The organism is Actinomadura macra NBRC 14102, assembly GCF_001552215.1.
GTDB classification, from domain to species: domain Bacteria; phylum Actinomycetota; class Actinomycetes; order Streptosporangiales; family Streptosporangiaceae; genus Spirillospora; species Spirillospora macra.
Genome location: NZ_BCQT01000010.1, coordinates 38,554 through 62,060, shown reverse-complemented (window position 1 = coordinate 62,060; position 23,507 = coordinate 38,554). Strand labels below are relative to the sequence as shown.

Sequence of the window (23,507 nt, the reverse complement as noted above, 5' to 3'; positions counted from 1 at the left end):
CAGGGCCGGACGGAGCAGGGCCGGACGATGCGGAGCCGGACGACAACGCGACGGTGGAGCGGGACGACGCAGACGCCCGCGTGACAGAGCCCGGCGCGACAGAACCGGGTGTGACGGATTCCAGCGCGGCAGAGCGCAGCGCGACTGAGCCCGGTGCGACTGAGCCCAGTGCGGCAGAACTCGACGTGACGGGCTCCGACGTGACGGGCTCCGACGTGACGGACGCCGGCGCGCTGGACACCGGCGATGACGGTGAGTCCCAGCTCGCCGAGACGGCGGCGGACGCGGTGGCCCTGGCAGAGGTCGGGACCGGCTTCGCGGGGTGGCTGGGGGAGCCGGGCCGGATCTTCGATGGGAGGACGGCTCGCCGTCGCGTCGTCGGGTGGCTGGCCTTGCTGGGCGTGGCCGCGGTGATGCTCGTCCCGGCGGCGGTCGTGTACCTGGGCGAGGGCGAGTGGTGGCTGGGCGTCCCGGCGGCGCTGCTGGCCGCCGGCTACGCGAGCGGCACCGCCTGGATCATCGGCAGCGGTGGCCTGCGGGGGCGCGACAGGGTGGTGCGCCTGTTCAAGGGCGGCCTGGTGGTGCGGGAGCCGGACGGAGGCGTGCGGGACGACGGGGACCTGAACGATGTACGGGACCGCCGGAACGCGGGCTTCGCGTGGGACGATCTCGTCTCGGTGACCGTGTCCGGGGTCCGGCGGCGGCGCCGGACGCGCTGGAGCTGCACCGTCGTCGCGGACGACGGCCGCGTCCTGCGGTTCGGGCACGAGCTGCCGGATGTCGAGATCCTCGCCGAGGCGGTCGCCGGCGAGGTGACGGCACGCCTGGTCCCGCGGTACCTGGCGGCGATCAAGGCGGGGGAGGTGGCTCGGCTCGGCCCGTTCACCGTGGACCTGGACGGTGTGGAGAAGGAGGGCGAGCGGGTCCCGTGGCCCACCGTCCGCGATGTCGTGATCGACGCCGGGGTGGTGGAGGTGCGGGCGGCCGGGGGACGGACGGTCCTCGCCGCGATCGCCGGCCACATGCCGGACGCGCTGGTGTTCGCCGCGTTGTGCCCGCAGGTCAAGGCGCTGGACGAGGGGCCCCGCTAACTTTCGTGGCGGAGGATGTCGAGAACGCTCCGGCGGCTCCGATCCTTTCGTGAGGCGCGGCCGTCAGGGTCGCCCGGAGACAGGGAGACACCATGAAGTACATGTTGCTGATCTTCAACCGGCCCGGCTTCGTCGAGGAGCTGACCGAGCAGGAGCGCGACCGGCTGTTCGGCGACGTCGACTCGATCATGAAGGAGCTGACCGAGCGGGGCGAGATGGTCGGCGGGGAGGCGCTGGTCGACCCGTCCCAGACGAAGGTCGTCCGGCAGAAGGACGGGCTGCCCGCCGTGACGGACGGCCCGTTCCTGGAGGCCAAGGAGCACCTCGCCGGCTACATCACCGTGGACTGCGAGAGCATCGAGCGGGCCGTCGAGATCGCTTCCCGCTGGCCGGACGTGCGGTTCGGCGGACGCATGGAGGTACGGGCCGTCCTGGACCCGGCCGGGACGGAGATGTGACCACCGCGGCGGCCGTCGAGGATCTGCTGCGCACGTTCGCGCCGCAGGTCCTCGGCACGCTCGTCCGGCGGCACGGGGCGTTCGACGCCTGCGAGGACGCCGTCCAGGAGGCGCTGCTCGCCGCGGCCGTCCAGTGGCCGGATGACGGCGTTCCGGACAATCCGCGTGCCTGGCTGCTGACCGTCGCGAGCCGGCGGCTCACCGACCAGTGGCGCAGCGAGAGCGCGCGCCGCGACCGGGAGGCGGCCGTCGCCGCGTGGGACCCGTCAACCGGGCCGGGGGCGTCGATGCCCGCACCGGACGAGGACCAGCCGGGCGACCGGGACGACACGCTGACGCTGCTGTTCCTGTGCTGCCACCCGGCGCTGTCGCCGTCCTCGCAGGTCGCGCTGACGCTGCGGGCGGTCGGTGGCCTCACCACCGGGCAGATCGCCCGCGCGTTCCTGGTGCCCGAGGCCACCATGGGGCAGCGGATCAGCCGGGCCAAGCAGCGGATCAAGGCCACCGGCGCGCGCTTCGACCTGCCGCCCGGGGACGAGCGGGCCGAACGGCTGCGGGCCGTCCTGCACGTCCTCTACCTGATCTTCAATGAGGGGTACACGGCGTCCAGCGGGCCCGACCTCCAGCGAGCCGACCTCACCGCCGAGGCGATCCGGCTGGCGCGCGCGCTGCACGGACTGTTGCCCGCCGACGGTGAGGTCACGGGTCTGCTCGCGTTGATGCTGCTGACGGACGCGCGCCGCCCGGCGCGGACGGGCCGCGGCGGCCTGCTGATCCCGCTGACCGAGCAGGACCGGACGCTGTGGGACCGGGACGCCCTCGACGAGGGCACCGCGCTGATCACCGACGCCCTCACCTGGTCGCCGCCCGGCCCGTACCAGCTCCAGGCCGCCATCGCCGCGGTGCACGCCGAGGCCGCGCGCACCGAGGACACCGACTGGACGCAGATCCTCTCGCTCTACCGGCTGCTCGCCCACCTCGCGCCGAACCCCATGGTCACGCTGAACGAGGCGGTGGCGCTCGCGATGGTGGACGGCCCGCGCGCCGGGCTCGACCTGCTGGCCACCCTGGACGCCGACGAGCGGATGTCCGGCCACCACCGGCTCGCCGCCGTCCGCGCCCACCTGCTGGAGCGGGCCGGCGACATCGAGGCGGCGCGGGGGGCCTACCGGACGGCCGCGCGCAGCACCACGAGCCTTCCCGAGAAGCGCTACCTGGAGGCCCGCGCCGCGGGCCTGAACGGAGGAACCATGGAGACGAGGACACTGAAGGTCCCCGGGGCGACCTTGCATTACGAGGTCCGCGGCTCCGGGCCCGTCCTGCTGCTGATCTGCGGCGGGGTCTACGACGCGGCGGGCTACGCCGGGCTCGCGGGGCTGCTCGCCGACCGGTACACGGTCGTGACCTACGACCGTCGCGGGAACTCGCGCAGCCCGCTGGACGGGCCGCCGGAACCGCAGAGCATCGACGTGCACGCGGACGACGCGTCCCGCATCCTCGCAGAGGTCGGGAACGGGCCGGCGCACGTCTTCGGCAACAGTTCCGGCGCGATCATCGGGCTCGAACTGGCGGCGAGACACCCCGAGCAGGTCCGGACGGTCGTCGCCCACGAGCCGCCGTTCCTCAACCTGCTCCCGGACGCCGGGCACTGGGAGGAGGTCATCGGGCGGGTCGAGGCCGCCTACGCCGAGGGCGGCGCGGGCCCCGCCATGGCCACGTTCGGCGCCGAGATGGGTTTCGGAGACGGGGACCGCGACGACGGACCCCGGGAGGAGGCCGAGCAGGAGGCACCCGATCAGGAGACGCTGGAGATGTTCCAGCGTTTCCAGCGCAACACCGACTTCTTCATCGGGTACGAGGTTCCGCCGTTCGGCCGGCACCGGCTCGACGTCGACGGGCTGCGCTCGTCCACGGCGCGGATCATCCTGGTGGCGGGGGAGGGATCGGCCGGGCAGCCACCCCACGACGCCGCCCGCGCCGCCGCCGAGCTGCTCGGGACCACGGCCGAGACGTGGCCCGGCGACCACGGCGGTTTCGGCGCCGAGGCCGGCGCCTTCGCGGCCCGGCTGGACGTCCTGTTCACGAAATCCTGAAGGTGATCGGTGCGTCACGTCCGAAAATGGCAGCGGGCCACTGCCCGAATACGACCGGACACCACAGAGCGCCCCGCGATTGCACGCGGATCCAATAACCTGGTTTCGTGAGTCTGCGCCTTTACGACACCGGTACCCGTAGCATCCGCGCGTTCGAGCCCTTGGAAGAGGGCCGCGTGGGGATGTACGTGTGTGGTGCGACTCCGCAGGCATCGCCGCATATTGGTCATCTGCGGTCGGGCGTGATCTACGACGTCCTGCTGCGCTGGCTCCGCGCGTCCGGCTACGAGGTGACGTTCGCCCGCAACGTCACCGATATCGACGACAAGATCATCGCGGTGGCGGCGGAGCGGGGTGTGCCGTGGTTCGCGGTCGCCGAGGGTAACCAGCGGGTCTTCACCCAGGGCTACGATGTGCTCGGCTGCCTGCCCCCGACGATCGAGCCCCGCGCGACCGGACACGTTCCGGAGATGATCGTCCTGATGCGGCGGCTGATCGACAAGGGGCACGCCTACGCCGCCGGCGGCGATGTGTACTTCGACGTGAAGTCCTGGGCGGACGAGTACGGCGCGCTGTCCAACCAGCGGCTGGAGAACATGCGCTCGACCGGTGACACCCCCGACGGCGACTGCAAGCGCGACTTCCGCGACTTCGCGCTCTGGAAGGGCGCCAAGCCCGGCGAGCCGTCCTGGGAGACGCCGTGGGGCGAGGGACGTCCCGGCTGGCACCTCGAATGCTCGGCGATGGCGACCAAGTACCTCGGGTCCGCGTTCGACATCCACGGCGGCGGCGTCGACCTGATCTTCCCGCACCACGAGAACGAGATCGCGCAGTCCCGTGCCGCCGGCGACGACTTCGCCCGCTACTGGCTGCACAACGGCCTGCTGACGGTGGACGGCGAGAAGATGAGCAAGTCCGTCGGCAACGTCGTCCTGCTGCCCGATCTGCTCGGCAGGGCCCGTCCGGTCGAGGTGCGCTACTACCTGGCCTCGGCGCACTACCGGTCGCTGATGGACTACACCGACACGGCCCTCGCCGAAGCCGTCTCGGCCTACCAGCGCATCGAGGGCTTCGCGACGCGGGCCGCCGAGGTGGTCGGCGCGGGCTGCCCCGCCCTGGACCTGCCGGCCGCGTTCATCGCCGCGCTGGACGACGACCTCGGGGTCCCGCAGGCCCTCGCGGTGTTGCACGAGACCGTCCGGGAGGGAAACAGCGCTCTCGCGTCCGGTGACGACACCGCGGTCCGCGAGCGGCTGGCGGCCGTCCGGGCGATGGCCGGCGTGCTGGGGCTCGATCCCCTCTCCGACCAGTGGAACCAGACCGGCGGCGACGAGCTGCGCCCCGTCGTGGACGCCCTCGTGGCCGTGGCGCTGGAGCAGCGGCAGGCCGCGCGCGCCCGCAAGGACTACGACGCCGCCGACGTCATCCGCGACAGGCTGTCCGAGGCCGGAATCCTCGTGGAGGACACGCCCCACGGTGCCCGCTGGGAGCTGAAACGCGACTGACGGCGGACCGCGCGCGTGCTTCGTGCATCCGCCACCTCGTCCTGCGGATAAAATTGGACGTTCACGGGCGTTCGTCGATGTGCCGGCCCCGGGAAGATCTGAGCCGCCCCACAGCCACGAGGGCGAGCGAGCCGCAATCGTCGCGAGGGGCATACCAGACAATGGCCAAGCGCAAGGGCAAGGGACCCACTCCCAAGGCCGAGGACAGGCACTGGCACGGCAAGCGCCAGAAGGCCCGCGCCTTCAAGAGCGCCAAGCGGACGGGGACCCCGACGGTCGGCCCCGCCGGCCGCGGCAGGTCCGCCGAGACCCGCCAGCCCGCCGCGAGCCGCCCGGCCGGGGCGCGCCGCGCGAACGGCGAGGTCCCCGAGCTGGTCACCGGGCGCAACCCGGTGGTCGAGGCGCTGCGTGCGGGCGTCCCGGGCAGTGCGCTATACGTGATGTCCAGCACGGACGAGCGCGTCCGGGAGTCGATCCAGCTCGCCGCCGACCGCCGCATCCCCCTGCTGGAGACGGGCAAGAACGAGCTCGACCGGCTCACCGACGGCGCCGTCCACCAGGGCATCGCGCTCCAGGTCAGGCCGTACCGCTACGCGCACCCCGACGACCTGCTCACCGGCGCCGCGCCGCTGATCGTCGCGGTGGACGGGATCACCGACCCGCGCAACCTCGGCGCGATCGTCCGGTCCGCGGCCGCGTTCGGCGCCACCGGCGTCGTCGTGCCCGAGCGCCGCGCGGCCGGGGTGAACGCGGGCGCCTGGAAGTCCTCCGCCGGGACGCTCGCCACCGTCAAGGTCGCGCAGGCCACCAACCTCGCCCGACAGCTCAAGGCGTACCAGAAGGCGGGCTGCTTCGTCGCCGGCCTCGACGCCCGCGGCGGCATCGCCGTCGCCGACCTGGAGGTCGCGTCCGGCCCGTTCGTGCTGGTCGTCGGCTCGGAGGGCAAGGGTCTCGGACGGCTCGTCGCCGACACCTGCGACCTGCTCGTGACGATCCCGATGCCCGGCAAGGCCGAGTCCCTCAACGCCGGGGTCGCGGCCGGCATCGCCCTCTACGAGATCAGCCGCCTCCGCGCCTGACCCCTACCGCCCTGACGCCCGACGTCCGCGACGTCGGGCGTTTTCGGTGTCTGAAATAATCTCAACGCTCACAGAGTTGACGTTCACACAGTCACCATTTATCTTAATGTTGATATAGTCAATCGTGAGGAGTGAGCCGGATGACCGCTGTCGCCGCACCGCCGGTGATACGCACCCGTCACCTGGGCGACCTCGCGCTCGCGGCCCTCGCGCCCGCGAGCTGGGGCACCACCTATGTCGTCACCACCACGCTCCTGCCCGCCGACCGCCCCATGCTCGCCGCGACGATGCGGGCCCTGCCCGCCGGCCTCGTCCTGCTCGCGGTGAACCGCCGCCTCCCGAAGGGGGAGTGGTGGTGGAAGTCGGCGGTGCTCGGCCTGCTCAACTTCGGAGCCTTCTTCCCGCTGATCTTCTTCGCCGCCTACCGGCTGCCCGGCGGCGTCGCGGCCACCATCGGCTCCATCCAGCCGCTGGTCGTGGCGCTGCTGTCACTGCTCGTGCTGCGGCTCCGCCCGGCCCGCGCCGTCCTGTACGCCGCGCTCGCCGGAACGGGCGGCGTCGCACTGCTGACCCAGTCCGCCGAAGCCCGGCTGGACCCGCTCGGCATCCTCGCCATGCTCACCGCGACGTCCCTGATGGCCGTGGCGATCGTGCTGGCCAAAAAGTGGGCCCCTCCCCACTCGCCGCTCGTGATGACGGGCTGGCAACTCGCGGTCGGCGGCCTCGTCCTGGCCCCCTTCACCCTCGCCTTCGAGGGCGTCCCCACGTCCGTGACCGGCGAGAACATCATGGGCTTCGGCTACCTCGGCATCATCGGAACAGCCGTCGCGTACGCGCTGTGGTTCCGCGGCATCGACCGGCTGGCCCCCACCTCGGTCTCCCTGCTCGGCCTCACCAACCCCATGGTCGCCACCATCGCGGGCCTCGCGATCCTCGGCCAGACCCTCGCCCCCGGGCAGATCCTCGGCTTCACCATCGCGCTCGGCGCGCTCGTCGCCGGACAGGCCCTGAGTCGCAGAACGTAAGGAGAAGACCCATGCGCATCACCGTCTTCGGAGCCACCGGAAACGTCGGAACCCGCGTCGTGACCGAGGCGCTCCGCCGCGGCCACGACATCACCGCCGCCACCCGGGCCCCGGGGCGCCCGGCCTCCCTGCCACCCGGCACCCGCCACCGCACCGGTGACGCCGGCGACATCGCCGACGTCATCGAGTTGAGCACCGGCCAGGATCTCATCATCAGCGCCACCCGCCCACCCGCCGGCAGCGAAACCGACCTGGTGAAGACCACACGCACGCTGCTGGCCGGTGTCTCCAGAACGGGCGTCCGCCTGATCCTGGTCGGCGGCGCGGCGTCTCTCACCGTCCCCGGAACAAGCACCCCGGCGATCGATTCGCCCTACGTCTCCCCGTCCTACCGCGACATCGCCGCGGCCTGCGCCGACCAACTCGCCGCCTGCCGCGCCGACCCCTCCGCGGACTGGACGTACCTCAGCCCCGCCGCGCTCCTCGAACCCGGCGAGCGCACCGGCCGCTACCGCCTCGGCACCGACGAACTCCTCGTGGACGCCACAGGCGTCTCCCGTGTCTCCATGGAGGACCTCGCCGTGGCCCTGCTGGACGAGGCGGAACGCCCGCGACACCGCCGCACCCGGTTCACGGTCGCAGACCAGCACGCCGCCGCGTGAGGAACGCCCGCTCCGCATCGTTCCCGGTCCGCCCGATGGCCTCACCATAGGCGTCCGCCGCGTCCTCGATCCGCCCCACCCGGCGCAGCAGATCGGCCCGGATCGCATGGAACAAATAGAAACGATCGAGATCCAGGGCATCGACCACGGCCAGCGCCGCGTCCGGCCCCTCCACCTCGGCCACCGCGACCGCCCTGTTGAGCTCCACCACCGGACTCGGCGCCACCACCATCAGCTGGTCGTACAGCCGCAACACCTGCCGCCAGTCGGTCGGGGCGTCACTGTGCACCGCGTGGATCGCCGCCTGGATCTGGTACGGCCCCGGCCGGTTCCACCGCAGGCACCTCCGGACGATCCCCTGCCCCTCCTCGACCAACGCCCGATCCCACAGATCCCGGTCCTGATCGGGCAGGAGCACCATGTCACCGCCCCGCGTCCGCGCCTCCCGGCGGGACTCGACCAGCAGCATCAAGGCCAGCAGCCCCCACACCTCCGGCTCGTCCGGCATCAGCTCCGCCAGCACCCGCCCGAGCCGGATCGCCTCCGCGCACAACTCGCCCCTGGCCAGCTCCCCTGAACTCGCCACATACCCCTCGTTGAAGACAAGGTAGATAACCGCCAGGACCGCCCGGAGACGCCCCGGAAGGTCCGCCTCCCGCGGAACCCGATAGGGGATCCGCGCGTCCCGGATCTTGCCCTTGGCCCGGACGAGCCGCTGCGCCATCGTCGCCTCCGGCACCAGGAAGGCCCGCGCGATCTCCACGGTCGACAGCCCGCCCAGCAACCGCAACGTCAACGCGACCCGCGCCGCCGGCGCCAGCGCGGGGTGGCAGCACGTGAAGATGAGCCGAAGCCGCTCGTCCTTCACCGCCCCCTCCTCCACCGGATCGGCCACGCCCAGCAAGGAAGCCTGCGCCTGCTTCCCCTCCCGCGCCGCCTCCCGCCGCAACCGGTCGATCGCCCGGTTCCGCGCCGTCGTGATGATCCACCCCGCCGGGCTCGGCGGCGCCCCGTCCACCGGCCACCGCCGAACCGCCTCGACGAACGCGTCCTGCACGGCCTCCTCGGCGATGTCGACATCACCGAAGACCCGGACGAGCACGGCCACCGCCCGCCCATGCTCCTCCCGGAAGGCCCGCTCGACCTCCAATCAGACCTCGCCCTGGAACGGCCGCACCTCGATCGGCAGCCCGGTGATCCGGGCATACTGCCCAGCCCACTCCAGCGCCGCGTCCAGATCCTCGACCTTGATGATCGTGATCCCGCCGAGGAACTCCTTCCCCTCCGCGAACGGCCCGTCCGTGGCGACCACCTCGTCCCCCTGAAGCCGGACGACGGTACTGGCGTCCTGCGAATGCAGCCCGGCGCCGAACACCCACGCCTCCGCCGCCTCCAGCTCCCGCCGCACCTCCGCGAGCTCCGCCATCACCTTCCCCAGAACCTCCGGCGGCGGGATCGACCCCTCCGGCTGGAACATGTTCAGCGCGTACAACTTCATGCTTCCTCCTAGCGTCCGCGTCCGGGCCTGGCCGGCCCCTCACCCTCTACACGAACGCCCACCCGCCACATCGACACCCCGCACCAAAATCTTCACCAAGGCCCACCCCGGCCAACCCCCGAGCGAGCCCCCCACCACGTCGACTACGATGCGGGACGAGCCCGCCGGCGTAGCTCAATTGGCAGAGCATCTGTCTTGTAAACAGAAGGTTAGGGGTTCAAGTCCCCTCGCCGGCTCCATGATTCATCCTTGCTACCTGGGGTTTCTTAGCTTCCGATGAGCCTCTCACGCGCGGGCCGTCGTTCTGGGAGGCCAAGGGGAGGCCATCGCTCCCGGACTCGCTTACCGCGACCGCCCGGGGAACGAGCGCGACGGCCGCCTCCGCGGCCTGCCGGGCGACCTCCGAGAGCACGCTCGTGTACGTGTCCGAGGTGATCGTGATCGAGGAGTGCCGCAACATCGCTTGGACCAGCTTCATCTCCGCCCCGGCGGCGAGCATTAGCGTCGCCGCGCCGTGCCGCAGATCGTGAAGGCGGATCGGCGGAAGTCCCGCCTCGAACGCCAGGCGCTCGAACAGCTGGTAGACGTGGTCAGGGTGGAGGGCCTCCCCGTCCTCCCGGGTGAACACCTTCCCAGACTCGACCCACGCCTCGCCCCATGCGAGGCGCTCCTCGTTCTGCTGCGCCCGCCACACCTTCAGCACCTTCACCGAGGTGGAGTCCAGCGGGATCGTGTCGTCGCTGGCATCGGTCTTGGGCGCGCTGTCCTCGATGTCGGTGTAGGAGACCATGACTCGCTGGTTGCGGATCGCGATCTCTCCTGCGTCGAGGTTCATGTCGGCCCACTCGATACCGCACGCCTCACCGCGGCGCAGGCCGGTGAACGCCACCAGGTGGAACAGGGCGTACAGCCTGTGGAGCGCCGCACGGTCCAGGAACAGGCCGGTCTGCGCCGGGGTCCACACCATCACCTTCGACGGGCGGGGGAGACCCAGCCATATCCTCAACACGTTCACGGGGCGGCCGGCGGCGGCCGTGCGCGCGACCTCCACCTCCCTGTCGTACCGCTCCTGCCACACGCGGACCCGGTCCGCTGTCCATACCAGCGGCCTGGGGCGCTTTCCTGGGTCGAGCTTGACGAGCTTGGCGACGTTCACCTTCACTAGGCCCTCGGGCAGGGCGTCGTTCAGCGCCTTCCGAAGCGTCGCCTTGATTCGCTGTTTCGTCGCCGCGCTCGCCGGCCGCCGATGTGGCGGCAGCTCGGCCAGCTGGCCGAGAGCCTCCCGGTGCGCCTTCTTGTCACCGGCACGCCAGGCATCCCGCGCAGCAGCCCGCAGCCCGCAGCCCGCGTCGGTCCTCGTTCGCCTGCACAGTCACCGCGTTCTCCACGTCGATCGCCTCGAACATCGCGTCGAGGTGCTTCACGCGTAGCCGATGCAGCCTGATATGGCCGAGGTGCGGTTTCAGGTAATTGCGGATGTGCCCCTCGTAGAGTTGCCGAGTGGTCCGGCGCAGGCCCTTGTGTGCCTTTAGCCAGTCGTCGAGGTACGGCCCGGTGAGTTCGTCGGCCTGGGCGTTCCCGCCGCGAGCCTCCTTCTCCTTGGCCTCGTCCATCGCGTCCTCGGCATCGTCCTCGGACTCGAACCCGCCGCGGCGGAGCTTGCGGCGCTTTCCGTTCGGGCCGGGCTCCAGTTCGATCTGGAAGTACCACGTGCCGTGCCGAGGGTTCCAGGATCCGTCCTTACGGTGAAGCCTTGGGCAGTCGGCGCCGATCTCCTTGCCGTCGGCGCCGCGGCACCGGCACCTCTTGTAGGTGGAGCCCTTCATCTTCCCCCTCTCCTTGGGGCTACATCTCCAGAAGGAGACGCTTCGCTCGCTCAATCCATTCGCGTGTTGAATCGATCTCCCCCTGGGGGATTGTCAATTCCCCTCGGCGTCTTGCTAGCAAGGTGTAGAGGTCGCGACTCGTGATCCAGGTGCTCCTGACAGCCCGCGTGATGGTCTTCCGTTCGTCCAGAGTTGGCGGGTCTTTGGACTCTATTCGCTCAATCAGTTTACTTAGGTCATCGAGAAGCTCCAGCTGCTCATCTCGAAGCTTGTGCCATTCTTCTCCCGCCTCTGCGGCATTCTCGCGCAGGTCGGCAAGCTGATATCTAATAGCGGCCTCAGAGAGCCATCCTTCAATAACTGCTAGGGCGTCGAGATGGGAATATCCGAATCTTTTCAAGTCCTGTGTCAGACGGTTGACCACTTCCTTGTCTTGCAGGAGATCTTTCAGGCGGTCCCAAAGAGAGTTTGTTTCTTTGGCCAGATTCGCTCTTAGTTCGGTCAGGTGATTAATGTCCTGCATGAGCTTGCGAATCTCTTGGTTGAAAGCTGCCCCCATCGGCGACATCAACCCTTCCAGTGATGTCTCGAAGACCTTCGCAAACCCGATCGCCTCATCAACGCTGATCGTCCGCCGTTTTCCGTCTTTCGGCTTGATGATCTTCGAGATGGCCGACTGGTGGATCGGGTGTCCGGCCTTCGCCATCTCTGCGGCCAGGCGCTCTTGCGACCACCGGCGGTGACGCATCTCGTATTCGATGCGCTCAGCGAGGTTTTCCTCGCGCATGAGCCCTAGAGATCCCGGCTCCGGCCCGTTCGCTTCCGATGCGTGATCGTCCGTCACGTTCTGCCTCCATCCGAACGGGATGGACTCTACGCGCATCTGGGTTGCCGATCCAGTGAGACCGACCTATCCTGTTTATGTGCATGTCCCATCCGCATTGGATGACACGATCCGGCACGGTCCGACAGGCGGCAGCGTGCCCACCTGAAAGGTCAACTCCATGAAGGATCACGGCGCCATCAAGGCGAAGGGCAGGACCCTGGCGCGCGAGGAAGTCTTCGACTCTCCGACTGGGGAGGACCGAGACGAGCCCCGAGGGAAAGGCAGGCCCCTGACCCGGGACGAAGTGCTCGCCCTCCCGGTTGCCTTCGATCTCGTGACCGCAGGCCGAGCCTGGGACCTTGGCAGGACGAAGTCTCACGAGCTGGCACGCGCGGGCGAGTTCCCCTGCCCCGTCCTGCGCATCGGCAGCCAGTACCGCGTTACGCGCGCCGATCTCCTGCGCAGCCTCGGCATCGAAGACCCCGGGCAGCCGTTCTCGGCCGCTCTCGACGAGACTTCCCGGAGGTCGGCATGACCGAGCTGCAGCCGTTCGTCTTCGACGGGGAGCAGTTCCCCGTGGTTCAGATGCCCAGCGGCGACCCTGGCCTCCCGCTCCACCGCCTTACCACGCCGATCGGTCTTGATCCCAACGGCCAGAAGCAGCGCATCGAGCGTTCTCCCTGGTCACAGGGACGAGCGTGTGTCATGCACGTTCAGCTCCCCGGTGACGACCGGGTTCGCGAACACTTCGTGATCTCCTACCGGATCATCCCCACGTGGATCGTGACGATCGACTCCTCGCGGATCAAGGACGACGCAGCCCGTGACCGCATCGTCCGGTGGCAGTGCGAACTGGCCGACGCCCTCGCCGACTACGTGTTCAACGGTGGCGCGCTCAATCCGCGGGCGACCGCGGACCAGCTTGAAGTGCTCGCCGCGCGCACCCGCGCCCAGCTCGAAGCCGTCGGTGTCGCCAAGCGGTACGGCCTGGTGAACTCCTCCTACCTGGAGGGGATGTCGCGCACCCTCCTGGCGCGCATGACCGGCGAGGAACCCCAGATCGACCCCGCCGACATGACCATCACCTGCCAGGAGTACGTCGAGGACAAGGGGCTGACCGGCAAGACGATGCGGTCGGCGCGTACCCGCCTCGGGACGGCGGTGGCCGCGCTGTACCGGGCCCGCTACGGGCAGGACCCGCAGAAGATCAAGCGGCCCATCGACGGGGTGTACCGCCCTGTGGGGGTCTACACCCACCGCGACCTCGACCTGTTCCACACGGCGTGGGCCGAGGTCGGCCGGCACTACCCCGGGGCGGTGAGGTCGCCGTGACCGCCCCGCAGATCACCGTCGGTGCCCTCGTCGAGCTGCAGGTCGACCGGCACGGGTTCCTCGACGAGGGCCCTGCGGACTGAGCCTCGACACGCCGGACCCACGTCCTGGACGAGTCCATATTTGATCACCTTTCCTGCTCGGCGGTGGTACCTCCCTACCGCCGAGACATCCCTCCACCCACGACACGCCGAGGTGTCTTGTGACCGACGACCCGCCGGAGGGATCCGGCACCAGCCCCGCGGACGAGAAGCGGGCCGCGCGCAACGCCCGCGCCTCCGAGCGGGACCGTGAGGCGCAGTACGCGCCCGCCATCGTGCTCATCACCGGAGAGCTGGCCGAGCTGGTCGACCTGCGTGGCCGCATCCTCTGGTCGTCGGCAGGCGGGGAAGCCTGCCGACACGATCGGGCCTCGTCCTCCTCGCGGGAGGGCGGGGCCCGTTTCGTGCTCCACACGGAGGCGAATCGGGTTCGTGTGGAGTACGAAGACGCTCGCTTTCCTCAACCATCTCGCGGATCTAACGTTCTGCTTGATTCAGTTGAAGGACGTCGCCTGGTCGGGGATTCTGCGGAGGTCTGTTACCGATGCCTAGGGGGCCCAGGTGCGCCGCAGCTTACTTGTCGCCACGATCGCGGGGATCGCGGGGATCACTGCATGTTCGGGCAGCTCCACATCCATCGTCGGGCAGTGGCGCGAGGAGCAGGAGAGAGAAACCATCGAGTTTCGCAGCGATGGCACCGTGGCTGGGCAAGGAGAGAACGTAGGTTGCACGGGGGCCTTTAAGGCAGAGCAGCGCGACCGGACATACCGAGTCGACCTCGACTGCGGCGCGAGCAAAGTATCTGGAACTTGCGTGATCTCTTCAGATGGGAAGCATCTAACGATCACCCGTATCGATGGCAGAGCGGTCAAGTACTCGCGTCTTCCCAGTTAAGCGCATACCGCCCACCGATGGTGGCCTCTGGTAGGGGCGACGCGGCCGTCCGCAGCGGTCGGTTCCGGCGGCGCCGCCCCGGCTCTACCCCCTGGAAGGGGCTGGGGACACCGGCGCGCCGAGTGCCCTGCCCACCCGCATCGCGGCCTGCTCCGGATCGGCGGGCAACTGCACCCCGTAGTCGGGGCCGGACACCCACACGTAGGCGTCGCCGTCCCAGTGGATTCGCCGCGCCGGACGACCCTCGTAGGACACGTGCAACCGCATCCCCAGAGCCCCGACCATCCCCAGCATGGGCACGCTGTACTGCTCCGGGACACGGGCGCGCGTCACCGCCACCTGCGGAGCGCATCGCCGGACGGCGGCGTACAGCGCGTCCAACGGCCCGAACGGATCGACCTTCAGCTCATCCGGCATCCGGGGCCTCCACGGCGGCGGCGTCGGAGGTGGGGACGAACTGCTCGGCGACCCACACCGCCGGGTTCTCGACCCCGTCCGGCGGCTGGAAGGTCTTGGCCTCGCCGTCCAGGGTGCGGGCGCGCCATGTCCCGTTGCCCTGGGAGATGATCGTGGCGCGTGGGTCTTCGGTCTCCGGGTCGAGCAGCAGGTACACGCCGGTCCCGCCCTTGAGGATGTAACCGCCGACACGGGTCTCCTCGGTCCCGCTCACGGCGCCGGGGCCAGGTGGCCCGCGATGATGACCGCGGCGTCGACGATGTGCTCGGCCTCGGCGATCGGCTCGCCGTTGGCTTCGTCGAAGAACCACATCCGGTCCTGGTCGGTGACGCGCGGCTTGCACGTGATCGTCTGTGTCGCGCCTGTGGGATCGTCCGGGCGGGTCACGATGATGGCCAGCGGGCTAGCCCGCAGTTCCACGGCGAAGCGGCGACCCTCCAAGGCGTTCATCAGCATGTGGAGCCGCGGATAGGAGTGCAGATGCTCGGTGCCGTCGAAGGTGTCTGCCATGCCCGTCTCCCGGTGCGATGCACGTTGTTCTTCGGTCACTGTCAGTGAAGAGAAAGCGCTGCCACGGCGATAGAGGCAAAATGGGGGGCACCCGGGGGGCGCCCGGGGGGCATGGCGACACGCGAGGTGCGACGAACGTGATGACGCCCGACAACCGGCACGTGATCGGTGCTCGGATACGCGCCGAACGCCAGGCCCGCGCCTTAACGCAACGAGAACTGGCCGAGTTGATCAGGGGCGCGTTGACAGGTTCGCAGGTCCCTGCCCTGGAAACGCTCGTCGGATACGTCAAACGTTGGGAACGGGGCAAGACCAACGTCGGCCCGCGCTACCGCGCCGCCTACGCCGCCGCGCTCGAAATCCCCCAGCAACACCTCTTCGCTACGGGAGATGATGCCCCCGTGGAGAGAAGAGGATTCCTGAGCCTCACGGCCGCCGCGGCGGGCCTCAACATCGCCCCGGCAACGCTCACCAGCCGTACGGGACAGCGCATCGACATGAGTACCGTCGAGCAGCTCCGCCGCCGCACGGCCCGCCTCCGCCGCCTCGACGACGTCCTGGGCGGCGCGGACACCTACAACGTTTACGCCTCCGAACTGTCGGCGACCCGGCAGCTGTTCGACACTGCGACCTACCGCGAGGAAACCGGCCGTGCCCTGCTCGGCGTGCTCGCCGAGCAGGCCCAACAAGCGGGATGGGCAGCCCTGGACGGCGGCCGGATGGACGCCGCCCGCAGCCTGTTCCGGGATTCGATGACCGCAGCCACCGAAGCCGGCGACGCCGGCCTGATCGGCAACTCGCTCGCCCTGACCGCCTACCAGCGGGTGACCACGGGCCGCACCGGAACCGAGGAAGCCGACGCAGCCTGCCGTGTCGTCGACAAGCGGACCCCGGCCACGGTCCGCGCGCTGCTGCACGAGCGGGCAGCGTGGGCCCACGCCGTCGCCGGACCTGCCCATCGGGGCGAGGTCGAACACGCGCTCGGACAAGCAGCCGAAGCACTCAACGAGGACGCGCCGGAAGGCCCGGCGCCCGACTGGGCCCGCTGGGTGGACGACGTCGAACTCCAGATCATGACCGGCCGATGCTGGTCGGTGCTGCGCCGCCCCGACCGTGCCGTCCCGGCGCTGACCTGGGCGCTCGATCGGTACGACGACGCGCACGCGCGCGACAAGTCGCTGTACCTAACCTGGCTCGCCGAGGCCCACATCGACGCCGACCAGGTCCCCAAGGCCGCCCGTGCGCTGGGAGACGCGATCAGCTTGGGCGGTGACGTGGCCTCCTCCCGCCCACGGAAACGAGTGTCGGAGGTGGTCGAGAGGCTCCGCCCGCACACATCTACCCCTGCCGTGGCCGAGGTGATCGACCGGGCTAAGACGATGTCTCCCGCCTGAGCCACTCCAGGTACGCCGCCGAACCGCCATCGATCCGCGTGTAGGTCACCTCGGGGTTGTCCCAGGGGTGGTTCTCGATGAGGTGCGCTTCCAGCTCGGCGTACCGCTCGCCCGTCGTGCGCAGAAAGACCTGCCACTCCTCGCCGGCCCCCAGCTCACCGAGATGCCAGAACGCTGATCCTGCGGGCCCGAACACCTGGCCCGACGCCGCGAGCTTCGCGCCGACCGCGGAGCTGATGAGCGCCATGCCCGCCTCACGGCTGTCGGTGGTGGTCGAGACCTGCAAGTAGTCCGTCATGCGGCAGACCCTACTCGGCGAGCTGCCCCGGATCCTGGCGCCGGGGGTACTCACGAGGCGAGTAGCCTTCCGGGCCCTCGCGCGCATGGGGCGGACGGCGACCGTCAGAAAAACCTTGTGACACAAACATTCTCGCCCCCGCGCACACGGGCCGGACCCTTCGCGACCTGGACGAGGACATGAGAGCGCCCCGCTTACCTCGGCAGTGACGAGGTAAGCGGGGCGCCAGGTCGGGCCATTCAGCCGTTCCGCGCGGCCAGGACATCCGCAACGCACCAGTAGGCGCGCGTCGCGTTCACCATGGCCGCCTCGACATCCTTGCCGCTCTTACCGCTCTCGATCGCGTCCGCGAGCGTCGCGTCCGCCTCGGCCGCGCCCTCGCACGCCTCGGCCGCCTCGATGTCGCCCGCCGCACGGTAGCCGGCGCCGCGCTCGGCAAAGCGGGCACTCTTGGCGCGCATCTCGGCGAGTCCTTCGGTCATGGTCACGGCGTCGACCCGCTCGTCGCCGGTCATCGCCCGTCGCCAATCTCGTCGCGCTGCGTCGGCGGCACGGCGCCCCGTGGAACGCCGCAGTAGGGCACCTCGCCGAAGTTGGTCGTGATGTAGACCAGGACGGCAGGGTGACCGCAGGTGCACGTCTCGCCCGGCCGCGCCGGGCGCTCGGACGGGTCTGGGGTGGGATGGATAGGCTCTGTGGCCATGGGGGTGCCCTCCTAGCAGGTCGTCCCCTAGGCCATGTCAGGTGATGCAACACCAGACAGGGCCGCTTTTCTGTTCAAACAGAAATGTACTCTTGAACACTCTTCAGTGCAAGAGTTCGCAGGTCACTCTAAGATTCTGTTGTGACAGAAAAGAAGCGCGGTCGACCTGCTACCGGCGAGACCAAGATCCGGGGCGTACGTGTGCCCGATGCCGTCTGGAACGAGGCCAAGGAGAAGGCCGAGGCGGAGGGCAAGACTGTGTCGGACGTCGTGAACGAGTGCCTCCGCCGGTACCTCCGCAAGAAGGGCTGAGACGCCGAGAGCGCGTCGTCCGGTCTGCGTCGGACGGCGCCGCACCATTCGTCACGCATTTCGTGACGCAGCCTCCACGCTGATGGCCGATGCTCAGTGCCTCGGCGCAGCGCGCGGACGGGCGGCAGGGTGCCGGTCGCGAATCCACTGAGATGGACAGGGAGCAGGGGGCCGCACGGGGGGCCGTTGGGAGGCCGGAAGGACCGCACTGGCCCGAATCAGGCCGGTTCGTCCGTTCGCGTCTGATATGACGCCCTGCCTCTGACCAGCACGGACGACCGACTCCGGCACCATCCATATGTGTCCGACATGGCTGCGGATGGTCTTGTAAACAGAAGGTTAGGGGTTCAAGTCCCCTCGCCGGCTCCACGTTCTACCGGGCCGTTCGCCTCTGGTCGGCCGGACAATGATCGTTATCTGTAGCAGTTGAAGTAGCAGTTCTAGTGGCCGCCGCCAAGCAGGGGCCGGCGGATCCGTGCGGCGCCGTCGTTCATCAGCGGCGAGGCGACGTGGATGTAGCCGCGCGTCAGCCTGATATCGGAGTGGCCCAGCATGTCCGACACGACCGCGAGCGTGACGCCGGACTTCGGGGCGATCGTCGCTGCGGTGTGCCGCGCAGCGTGGACCCTGTGCTGGGCGAGGCCGGCCTCCGCGAGCAGGTCTCGCCATTCCTCCCAGTCGTCGCGTGGATCGATGGGCCGACCGTTCCACTGCGCGAACACCAGGTCGTGATCCTGCCACCGGTCACCGGCCGCCATCTTCTCTGCGCGCTGGCGGGTCCGGTGTGACTTCAGAAGCACTACCGACTCAGGGGCGACATCGACTGATGTCTCGGCACTTTGTGCCGATACTAAGAACGGTAACTCACGGCGATTGAGAAGCGCAACGCTATGCCGATACTCTGTACCGCATGAGTCCCGAAGAAGCCGACGCCAAGGTCGAACTCGCCACCACCCGCTACAACAAGGCCAAAGCCGACGCCGACGCCGCCCTCGAAGACCTCTTCACCGCCTACGTCGACGCCGCCACCAAAGGACGCACCGCCGACGAACTAGCCCAGGCTGGCACCTTCACCGCTTCCTACATCCGCAAGAAGCTCCGCGAACGCGGCGTCGAACCCCGCAAGGGCGGCCCCAAGCCCCGCGCAAACTGAAAGAGGACTGGACCCATACCCGAACACCCCTCACCCCCATGCGCGTCGTCTTCACCCCCTAGGACCGGGCGTACTGGACCACAGGCGACGAAAAGTGCCTGACCGGCTGCGCGTGGTACGCCGAGATGCCCGCCCCCTGCTCAACGAAACTGATCTGGACCATCGAGGAACACGACGGCCGGAGGTGCAGCGGCTGCGAGAAGGCCGGCCACGACGTGCTCCGCCACTATGCCCAGCAGTTGTAGAAGCGGCCTTCGTCCGGGAGCAGTTCATGATCAGGAAACTGTTAGACCTTCCCACCAGTTCCCATTGCGTGCCGTCTCCTCCGACAGAGGATGTGTAGATCGGGTCGCCGGTGAAGCCGGCCGAACTGGTGTCCACATCGATGTAGAGGCCGCGGTCGTATTTGACCCAGCCTTGTCCGGGGGTGTCCGACCGGCTCCGGTATGCCGTGGCATGGGGGGTTCCTCCGCATCGCTCCCGTTCAGGCAGCCGAGCGGCTGCCAACACGCCAAAACTACGATGCGTCGTAATCGATAACCTAGAGTAGTTCAGTTAGTCGGACTTCGTCCTTGTGACAGCACTTCGTGGCTTGCGCGGCAATGATCCTCAGCGGTTCTTCGGGTTGAGCGTGCGCGAACCTGTGGCGTCTGATGCAGGTGCACCTGGTGGTCGTGAGGTCCTCGTGTGTCCTTGGGGTGGCGGATGAGTGTCCGGGGTGGTTGTGGGCTCGGCGTCGCGTGCAGTCGAAGTGTCCGGCCCTGGTGGTGGCCTCCTGGTTCCCGGCCTGGGGCGCCGGTGGACCGTGGTGGATAGTTCTTTGACGAATTATTCGTCAAAGAACTATATTGGAATCCATGCTTCCGCTGCTCGGTCGCGGCACCCGGCTCTTCTTCGCCGTGCCTGGGGTGTCGCTGTTGGTCTGGCTGCGCTTGCCCTCGCTGTCTGCGGGCGAACCGGATCCGGATTTGCGGTTGCCCTTCGATATGTGCTGACGGGGATCTTTGATGGGAGAAGCCTCATGCCTGAACCCCTGACTTCGCGCGAGATCTTTTTGAGGCTTGTGCACGGTGTCTGCGAGGAACGCTGGGAGGATGTGGTCGAGCTCTACGCCGAGCGGACGCATGTGGAGCACCCTTTCCATCCACTCGCGGCGCCTCCGCTGCGATCTCTTGAGGAGCTGCGCGCGCACTTCGGGGTCGGCGCTCCGCCTGGTGTCTATGCGGGGAACACCCTGCGCCGTCGGCCGGCGGGCATCACTGTTCACGAGACTGCGGATCCCGAGGTCATCGTGGCCGAGTTCCGGTACGAGGGGACGGTGGTGGAGACCGGGGAGCCGTTCACAATCCCGGCGATCTTCGTCATGCGGATTCGCGACGGGAAGATCGTTGAATCCCGTGACTACCTGGACCATCTGCGCTCGGCTCAGGCCCGCGGCCAACTCGGTGAAGTCCTCGACGCCGTCAGGCATCTCCACCCAGCTTGACGGATGGGAGGGAGAAGGAGGTGAGTGATCGTCTCCTTCTCGGCGGGGAGGAAACTGGTCGCGGGGCTTGTAGCGGTGTGTGACCATGTGGCGGTGGATGTGGCGGTGCAATGGGTGCGGACCTACTGGACCCGGCGGTCGCGTGGAGCGCCGGGCGCGGTTCGGCGTGGCCGGTTGCCTGAGGGTTTTCCTCTTCCGGAGGCTGGTGTGCCCTTCGTCCATGAAGTGCGCATGTCCGAACGTGACGACTTCGCCTTTCACTCGACCGTTACCGATGGCCTTCCTGGTGATGAGGTCGAGTTGACCGAAGGCGACGGGACGCTGAAAGTGCTGCTTGTGGTCGAGCACGCGCCTGAATGGGCGAACAACGGGCTCGACCTTGCCTGGCGTCCGGGCGCGGTGGCTTTGAGGCCTCGGCAGACGTTGCGCTGGCAGATCAATCATCGATTCAGAACCCACTACGGCTGGTACTACCGGCAGGACACCCTGAACGTGTCCTACGGCAAGAGTTCAGCCGAGGTCTTTGTGCATCCGCCAACCCGCCGAGTCGACGAACGCTCCCAGTTGCCTTAGGTGTGCCTTCAGTCCGCGGTCGTCCACCAGATCGCGCTTGCGTCGTCGGACGTCCTGGCGCGGGGCCAGCGGGTTCCGGTCGGGTCGGACGCCTCTGCTTCGCGGGTGCGGGTGATGAGTTCGGCTGGTCCGCCCTTGCGGAGTACGGCGAGCAGTTCCGGCCAGCTCATCAGGTTGAAGCGGTCGGCCAGCTGAGTTGCTCCGTCGCTGAGCATCGCCACGGCGTCCAGGTCGGAGAGGGGGGTCGATCCCGTCAGTGCCTCTCCGGCTGCTTCGGGTTTCGTGCTCGCCACCCAGAACCCGCCCGGCTGGTTGCGGTAGGGAGCGAGTTGCTCGAAGCGATTCCGCCTTGCGGTGGGCCCCGGGTCGTTCAGGTTTGTGATCACCTTGGCGAGACGGTCGTCGGTGATGACCGCCGGTGGCTGGTCGGGCCGGTCGAGGACGAGTACGGCGTCCGAGAGGACGAGATGTTCGAGCCGCTCGCCGTCCACGCGGGCTAGGGCCACTGCTGCTGAGGGCGAGCCCGGATGGGACAGGTCGCATGTCCAGGCGTGGAGGGCGTTGATGCGCTCGATGCCGATGGCTAGGGCTTCGCCTAGGCCCACGCCGATGTTCGCTGCGGCGGCAAGGAGGAGTCCACCCAGGTGGCGTGCGTACCAGGCGACGGAGTGCTGGCACCCGGTTTCCGCGTCGGGTGGGGTCTCGGTGCCGTCGACGACGATCAAGAGTCCGGGCGCGGCGGCGGTGAAGTCCGCGTTCTCCTCGTCCGGACGGCCTGGTTCGCTGGCGATCTGTACGTTCATGAGCCCCTCGTCAGCTTGCCTCGTCATGCCGACTCCGTCCGCACCGGCTCATGAGTGTCCGTGCCGTGCTTGGTACCGCAGGCTCCCGATCTCGGTGGTCAGCAAGTGAACCACACCCGGCGGGACCTCACTGTGGAATCGGCAGACGTGCCGGATCTTGGGCCAGGGACCCTCGTGGTCCACGCATCCGCGGGCTTCCGTGATGGTGCGCTCGCGTGGAAGCCTGTCCATGTGATCGACGCGCGGCGGGTGTGGCTTGTCCGGCACGGGCAGAGTGAGTCGAACGCCGGACTCCCGACGAACGGGCCGAGGGTGTCTCCACTGACCCCGCTTGGACGGGAGCAGGCGGCGCGGGTGGCCGCGGCGTTTTCCGTGGCGCCCGATCTCATTGTCAGTTCGCCGTTCGTTCGGGCACGCCAGACCGCGGAGGCGACCGTGGCGCGGTTTCCCGAGACGGCGTATGAGGAGTGGCCTGTCGAGGAGTTCACCTACCTGGGGGAGCTGCACGGGCCTTCCACCACGTCGGAGCAACGGCAGCCTTTCGCGCGGGCCTACTGGGAACGGCTTGATCCCGCTTATGTGTGTGGGGGAAATGGCGAGTCCTTCCAGGCACTTGTCACTCGTGTACGCGCCTTCCTGGACCGGCTTTCCGGCCGGCCGGAGGAGGGCTTGGTGGCGGTGTTCACCCACGGCATCTTCATGAAGGCCGTGATCTGGTCGCTGTTTACTGGCGTGAGTGACCCCGATGCCTCTGCGATGCGCAACTTCCGCCAGTTCGGTGGCGTATGCGACGTCCCCAACTGCGCCATCGTCGAGCTGCGGCGCAATGGGACGAACGGTTTCCGTGTTGTCGGAGGTGGGACGACACACCTGGCGCAGGTGTCCACCGTCCAGGAGATCCTGGACTAGGATTTCGCGGACTTCTTTTTGATTGCGTCTACGACGGCGTCCCAGTCTTCGGCACGGGACATATACCGCCTGACCGGCACCTTCTTGCGCTTGCCGTTTGCCCGCACCAGGATGATCCGCTTCCCCTCGACGATGAGAGCGTTCTGACCTGTCCCCTTGTACAGGCGACGGCGGCTGAGTGGGGGGAGCCACTCGAGCGTCCGGTTACGGGGTATGTAGAAGAAGTATTCGCGGCTGAAAGATATACCGCCGAACACGATGCACAGCACGCCGCCCACCAACTAGAGTAAGGAGCCGCCGACTAATGCGAGTGCAATACTGATCACGCCGATCGCGAGGGCGATCCAGGGGACCCTTGGGTGATAGCGGACCGGAAGAGTGGTTTGTGGGCGAGTGGCCACGGGAGGATCCCTTCGTTGTCGTTTTTTGATTCTTCATCGATTGGGCGCTGGTCGTGGTGTCGGTGGCCGGTTGCGGTCTCCGGTGGATCTATAAAGCCTGACTGTTGATTTCTCAACGGTTCTGGCTGTGCACTCGCCGGCTGGGTAGGGCCTTTCTGGATCGCTGAGAATTCACCTGG

Annotated in this window: 31 protein-coding genes and 1 tRNA gene; 17 read left to right on the top strand and 15 right to left on the bottom strand. The window is 68.5% G+C overall.

Annotated features, from left to right (window positions below):
- Positions 1–185: 185 nt before the first annotated feature.
- The 7 genes from AMA02S_RS16980 (at position 186) to AMA02S_RS16950 (ending at position 7,913) form a co-directional block, all read left to right on the top strand.
- Positions 186–1,091 (top strand): DUF6585 family protein, encoded by a 906-nt coding sequence (locus AMA02S_RS16980; protein ID WP_067459325.1) that lies wholly within the window; start codon positions 186–188, stop codon positions 1,089–1,091.
- Positions 1,092–1,183: 92 nt separating this feature from the next.
- Positions 1,184–1,549, top strand: a complete 366-nt coding sequence (locus AMA02S_RS16975; protein WP_067459322.1) for a YciI family protein — start codon at positions 1,184–1,186, stop codon at positions 1,547–1,549.
- Positions 1,546–3,642 (top strand): alpha/beta fold hydrolase, encoded by a 2,097-nt coding sequence (locus AMA02S_RS45015; RefSeq protein WP_084265243.1) that lies wholly within the window; start codon positions 1,546–1,548, stop codon positions 3,640–3,642. Before AMA02S_RS16975 ends, AMA02S_RS45015 begins: the two co-directional genes overlap by 4 nt.
- 107 nt (positions 3,643–3,749) lie before the next feature.
- The gene (gene cysS / locus AMA02S_RS16965; protein ID WP_067459319.1) at positions 3,750–5,147 is read left to right on the top strand and encodes a cysteine--tRNA ligase; all 1,398 of its coding nucleotides are present in this window, start codon (positions 3,750–3,752) and stop codon (positions 5,145–5,147) included.
- Between the two features lie 161 nt (positions 5,148–5,308).
- A complete protein-coding gene (gene rlmB / locus AMA02S_RS16960) occupies positions 5,309–6,226 on the top strand; it encodes a 23S rRNA (guanosine(2251)-2'-O)-methyltransferase RlmB (protein WP_067459316.1) in 918 nt (305 codons plus the stop codon).
- Positions 6,227–6,366: 140 nt separating this feature from the next.
- Positions 6,367–7,251, top strand: coding sequence for an EamA family transporter (locus AMA02S_RS16955; protein WP_067459312.1), 885 nt, complete (start codon positions 6,367–6,369; stop codon positions 7,249–7,251).
- A gap of 11 nt (positions 7,252–7,262) precedes the next feature.
- Positions 7,263–7,913: an NAD(P)-dependent oxidoreductase gene (locus AMA02S_RS16950; RefSeq protein WP_067459309.1), complete on the top strand. Its 651-nt coding sequence runs from the start codon at positions 7,263–7,265 to the stop codon at positions 7,911–7,913.
- On the opposite strand, the gene AMA02S_RS16945 is transcribed toward AMA02S_RS16950, so the two are convergent.
- Positions 7,882–9,063 (bottom strand): RNA polymerase sigma factor, encoded by a 1,182-nt coding sequence (locus AMA02S_RS16945; RefSeq protein ID WP_067459306.1) that lies wholly within the window; start codon positions 9,061–9,063, stop codon positions 7,882–7,884. The genes AMA02S_RS16950 and AMA02S_RS16945 overlap by 32 nt on opposite strands.
- Complete coding sequence (locus AMA02S_RS16940) at positions 9,064–9,411, bottom strand: YciI family protein (RefSeq protein WP_067459303.1); 348 nt, start codon at positions 9,409–9,411, stop codon at positions 9,064–9,066.
- Positions 9,412–9,574: 163 nt separating this feature from the next.
- On the opposite strand from AMA02S_RS16940, the gene AMA02S_RS16935 reads away from it, so the two are divergent.
- A tRNA-Thr gene (locus AMA02S_RS16935) sits at positions 9,575–9,650 on the top strand.
- On the opposite strand, the gene AMA02S_RS40335 is transcribed toward AMA02S_RS16935, so the two are convergent.
- The 3 genes from AMA02S_RS40335 to AMA02S_RS16925 all read right to left on the bottom strand — a co-directional run bounded on the left by AMA02S_RS40335 (position 9,629) and on the right by AMA02S_RS16925 (position 12,081).
- Positions 9,629–10,567 (bottom strand): site-specific integrase, encoded by a 939-nt coding sequence (locus AMA02S_RS40335; protein WP_157430641.1) that lies wholly within the window; start codon positions 10,565–10,567, stop codon positions 9,629–9,631. The genes AMA02S_RS16935 and AMA02S_RS40335 overlap by 22 nt on opposite strands.
- A 142-nt stretch (positions 10,568–10,709) precedes the next feature.
- On the bottom strand, positions 10,710–11,237 hold the full coding sequence (locus tag AMA02S_RS40330) for an Arm DNA-binding domain-containing protein (protein ID WP_084265241.1): 528 nt from the start codon (positions 11,235–11,237) through the stop codon (positions 10,710–10,712).
- A gap of 19 nt (positions 11,238–11,256) precedes the next feature.
- On the bottom strand, positions 11,257–12,081 hold the full coding sequence (locus tag AMA02S_RS16925) for a helix-turn-helix domain-containing protein (protein WP_157430640.1): 825 nt from the start codon (positions 12,079–12,081) through the stop codon (positions 11,257–11,259).
- Positions 12,082–12,241: 160 nt separating this feature from the next.
- Here AMA02S_RS16925 and AMA02S_RS44180 point away from each other — a divergent pair, with 160 nt between their 5' ends.
- Positions 12,242–12,598: a hypothetical protein gene (locus AMA02S_RS44180; protein WP_245667603.1), complete on the top strand. Its 357-nt coding sequence runs from the start codon at positions 12,242–12,244 to the stop codon at positions 12,596–12,598.
- On the top strand, positions 12,595–13,395 hold the full coding sequence (locus AMA02S_RS16915) for a phage antirepressor N-terminal domain-containing protein (RefSeq protein ID WP_067459297.1): 801 nt from the start codon (positions 12,595–12,597) through the stop codon (positions 13,393–13,395). The genes AMA02S_RS44180 and AMA02S_RS16915 overlap by 4 nt, the downstream gene beginning before the upstream one ends.
- On the opposite strand, the gene AMA02S_RS41835 is transcribed toward AMA02S_RS16915, so the two are convergent.
- From AMA02S_RS41835 to AMA02S_RS16900, 4 genes are all read right to left on the bottom strand, one after another.
- Positions 13,368–13,526, bottom strand: a complete 159-nt coding sequence (locus tag AMA02S_RS41835) for a hypothetical protein (protein WP_157430639.1) — start codon at positions 13,524–13,526, stop codon at positions 13,368–13,370. The two genes, AMA02S_RS16915 and AMA02S_RS41835, sit on opposite strands and share 28 nt — an antisense overlap.
- 888 nt (positions 13,527–14,414) lie before the next feature.
- Entirely contained in the window at positions 14,415–14,747 is a 333-nt protein-coding gene (locus AMA02S_RS16910; protein ID WP_067459294.1) for a hypothetical protein, read from the bottom strand.
- On the bottom strand, positions 14,737–15,000 hold the full coding sequence (locus AMA02S_RS16905) for a hypothetical protein (RefSeq protein ID WP_067459291.1): 264 nt from the start codon (positions 14,998–15,000) through the stop codon (positions 14,737–14,739). The genes AMA02S_RS16910 and AMA02S_RS16905 overlap by 11 nt, the downstream gene beginning before the upstream one ends.
- Entirely contained in the window at positions 14,997–15,296 is a 300-nt protein-coding gene (locus AMA02S_RS16900; protein WP_067459288.1) for a hypothetical protein, read from the bottom strand. The genes AMA02S_RS16905 and AMA02S_RS16900 overlap by 4 nt, the downstream gene beginning before the upstream one ends.
- A gap of 140 nt (positions 15,297–15,436) precedes the next feature.
- Here AMA02S_RS16900 and AMA02S_RS16895 point away from each other — a divergent pair, with 140 nt between their 5' ends.
- Positions 15,437–16,690 carry a helix-turn-helix domain-containing protein gene (locus tag AMA02S_RS16895; protein WP_218005001.1) on the top strand — a complete coding sequence of 418 codons (1,254 nt, stop codon included), beginning with the start codon at positions 15,437–15,439 and terminating at the stop codon, positions 16,688–16,690.
- Here AMA02S_RS16895 and cutA read toward each other — a convergent pair.
- From cutA to AMA02S_RS41830, 3 genes are all read right to left on the bottom strand, one after another.
- On the bottom strand, positions 16,668–16,988 hold the full coding sequence (gene cutA / locus AMA02S_RS16890; RefSeq protein ID WP_084265240.1) for a divalent-cation tolerance protein CutA: 321 nt from the start codon (positions 16,986–16,988) through the stop codon (positions 16,668–16,670). The two genes, AMA02S_RS16895 and cutA, sit on opposite strands and share 23 nt — an antisense overlap.
- 239 nt (positions 16,989–17,227) lie before the next feature.
- A complete protein-coding gene (locus tag AMA02S_RS16885; RefSeq protein WP_067459285.1) occupies positions 17,228–17,503 on the bottom strand; it encodes a hypothetical protein in 276 nt (91 codons plus the stop codon).
- Positions 17,500–17,691: a hypothetical protein gene (locus AMA02S_RS41830; RefSeq protein ID WP_157430638.1), complete on the bottom strand. Its 192-nt coding sequence runs from the start codon at positions 17,689–17,691 to the stop codon at positions 17,500–17,502. Before AMA02S_RS41830 ends, AMA02S_RS16885 begins: the two co-directional genes overlap by 4 nt.
- Positions 17,692–17,832: 141 nt before the next feature.
- Here AMA02S_RS41830 and AMA02S_RS41825 point away from each other — a divergent pair, with 141 nt between their 5' ends.
- Positions 17,833–18,003 (top strand): hypothetical protein, encoded by a 171-nt coding sequence (locus AMA02S_RS41825; protein WP_157430637.1) that lies wholly within the window; start codon positions 17,833–17,835, stop codon positions 18,001–18,003.
- Positions 18,004–18,443: 440 nt separating this feature from the next.
- Here the strand turns inward: AMA02S_RS41825 and AMA02S_RS16880 are convergent, their stop codons facing one another.
- Positions 18,444–18,761, bottom strand: coding sequence for a tyrosine-type recombinase/integrase (locus tag AMA02S_RS16880; protein ID WP_157430636.1), 318 nt, complete (start codon positions 18,759–18,761; stop codon positions 18,444–18,446).
- A 152-nt stretch (positions 18,762–18,913) separates the two neighbouring features.
- Here AMA02S_RS16880 and AMA02S_RS16875 point away from each other — a divergent pair, with 152 nt between their 5' ends.
- From AMA02S_RS16875 to AMA02S_RS16865, 4 genes are all read left to right on the top strand, one after another.
- Entirely contained in the window at positions 18,914–19,156 is a 243-nt protein-coding gene (locus AMA02S_RS16875) for a hypothetical protein (protein WP_067459279.1), read from the top strand.
- Positions 19,157–20,013: 857 nt separating this feature from the next.
- Entirely contained in the window at positions 20,014–20,151 is a 138-nt protein-coding gene (locus AMA02S_RS41820) for a hypothetical protein (RefSeq protein ID WP_157430635.1), read from the top strand.
- A complete protein-coding gene (locus AMA02S_RS16870) occupies positions 20,145–20,642 on the top strand; it encodes a nuclear transport factor 2 family protein (RefSeq protein WP_218005000.1) in 498 nt (165 codons plus the stop codon). Before AMA02S_RS41820 ends, AMA02S_RS16870 begins: the two co-directional genes overlap by 7 nt.
- Before the next feature lie 24 nt (positions 20,643–20,666).
- Positions 20,667–21,215: a hypothetical protein gene (locus tag AMA02S_RS16865; RefSeq protein WP_218004999.1), complete on the top strand. Its 549-nt coding sequence runs from the start codon at positions 20,667–20,669 to the stop codon at positions 21,213–21,215.
- A gap of 8 nt (positions 21,216–21,223) precedes the next feature.
- Here AMA02S_RS16865 and AMA02S_RS16860 read toward each other — a convergent pair whose 3' ends face one another.
- A complete protein-coding gene (locus AMA02S_RS16860) occupies positions 21,224–22,045 on the bottom strand; it encodes an integrase (protein ID WP_245667601.1) in 822 nt (273 codons plus the stop codon).
- A gap of 147 nt (positions 22,046–22,192) precedes the next feature.
- Between AMA02S_RS16860 and AMA02S_RS16855 the strand changes: the two genes are divergently transcribed.
- Entirely contained in the window at positions 22,193–22,927 is a 735-nt protein-coding gene (locus AMA02S_RS16855; protein WP_245667599.1) for a histidine phosphatase family protein, read from the top strand.
- Here AMA02S_RS16855 and AMA02S_RS16850 read toward each other — a convergent pair.
- Positions 22,924–23,205 carry a hypothetical protein gene (locus tag AMA02S_RS16850; RefSeq protein ID WP_157430634.1) on the bottom strand — a complete coding sequence of 94 codons (282 nt, stop codon included), beginning with the start codon at positions 23,203–23,205 and terminating at the stop codon, positions 22,924–22,926. The genes AMA02S_RS16855 and AMA02S_RS16850 overlap by 4 nt on opposite strands.
- Positions 23,206–23,507 lie beyond the last annotated feature (302 nt).

Excerpts from the sequence above, each read along its gene's own strand:
- AMA02S_RS16975 (WP_067459322.1), top strand. The coding sequence starts at position 1,184 with ATGAAGTACATGTTGCTGATCTTCAACCGGCCCGGCTTCGTCGAGGAG.
- rlmB (WP_067459316.1), top strand. The coding sequence starts at position 5,309 with ATGGCCAAGCGCAAGGGCAAGGGACCCACTCCCAAGGCCGAGGACAGG.
- AMA02S_RS16955 (WP_067459312.1), top strand. The coding sequence starts at position 6,367 with ATGACCGCTGTCGCCGCACCGCCGGTGATACGCACCCGTCACCTGGGC.
- AMA02S_RS16950 (WP_067459309.1), top strand. The coding sequence starts at position 7,263 with ATGCGCATCACCGTCTTCGGAGCCACCGGAAACGTCGGAACCCGCGTC.
- AMA02S_RS16940 (WP_067459303.1), bottom strand. The coding sequence starts at position 9,411 with ATGAAGTTGTACGCGCTGAACATGTTCCAGCCGGAGGGGTCGATCCCG.
- AMA02S_RS40330 (WP_084265241.1), bottom strand. The coding sequence starts at position 11,237 with ATGAAGGGCTCCACCTACAAGAGGTGCCGGTGCCGCGGCGCCGACGGC.
- AMA02S_RS44180 (WP_245667603.1), top strand. The coding sequence starts at position 12,242 with ATGAAGGATCACGGCGCCATCAAGGCGAAGGGCAGGACCCTGGCGCGC.
- AMA02S_RS16915 (WP_067459297.1), top strand. The coding sequence starts at position 12,595 with ATGACCGAGCTGCAGCCGTTCGTCTTCGACGGGGAGCAGTTCCCCGTG.
- AMA02S_RS16910 (WP_067459294.1), bottom strand. The coding sequence starts at position 14,747 with ATGCCGGATGAGCTGAAGGTCGATCCGTTCGGGCCGTTGGACGCGCTG.
- AMA02S_RS16900 (WP_067459288.1), bottom strand. The coding sequence starts at position 15,296 with ATGGCAGACACCTTCGACGGCACCGAGCATCTGCACTCCTATCCGCGG.
- AMA02S_RS16895 (WP_218005001.1), top strand. The coding sequence starts at position 15,437 with ATGACGCCCGACAACCGGCACGTGATCGGTGCTCGGATACGCGCCGAA.
- cutA (WP_084265240.1), bottom strand. The coding sequence starts at position 16,988 with ATGACGGACTACTTGCAGGTCTCGACCACCACCGACAGCCGTGAGGCG.
- AMA02S_RS16885 (WP_067459285.1), bottom strand. The coding sequence starts at position 17,503 with ATGACCGGCGACGAGCGGGTCGACGCCGTGACCATGACCGAAGGACTC.
- AMA02S_RS41830 (WP_157430638.1), bottom strand. The coding sequence starts at position 17,691 with ATGGCCACAGAGCCTATCCATCCCACCCCAGACCCGTCCGAGCGCCCG.
- AMA02S_RS16880 (WP_157430636.1), bottom strand. The coding sequence starts at position 18,761 with ATGGCGGCCGGTGACCGGTGGCAGGATCACGACCTGGTGTTCGCGCAG.
- AMA02S_RS16875 (WP_067459279.1), top strand. The coding sequence starts at position 18,914 with ATGAGTCCCGAAGAAGCCGACGCCAAGGTCGAACTCGCCACCACCCGC.
- AMA02S_RS41820 (WP_157430635.1), top strand. The coding sequence starts at position 20,014 with ATGCTTCCGCTGCTCGGTCGCGGCACCCGGCTCTTCTTCGCCGTGCCT.
- AMA02S_RS16860 (WP_245667601.1), bottom strand. The coding sequence starts at position 22,045 with ATGACGAGGCAAGCTGACGAGGGGCTCATGAACGTACAGATCGCCAGC.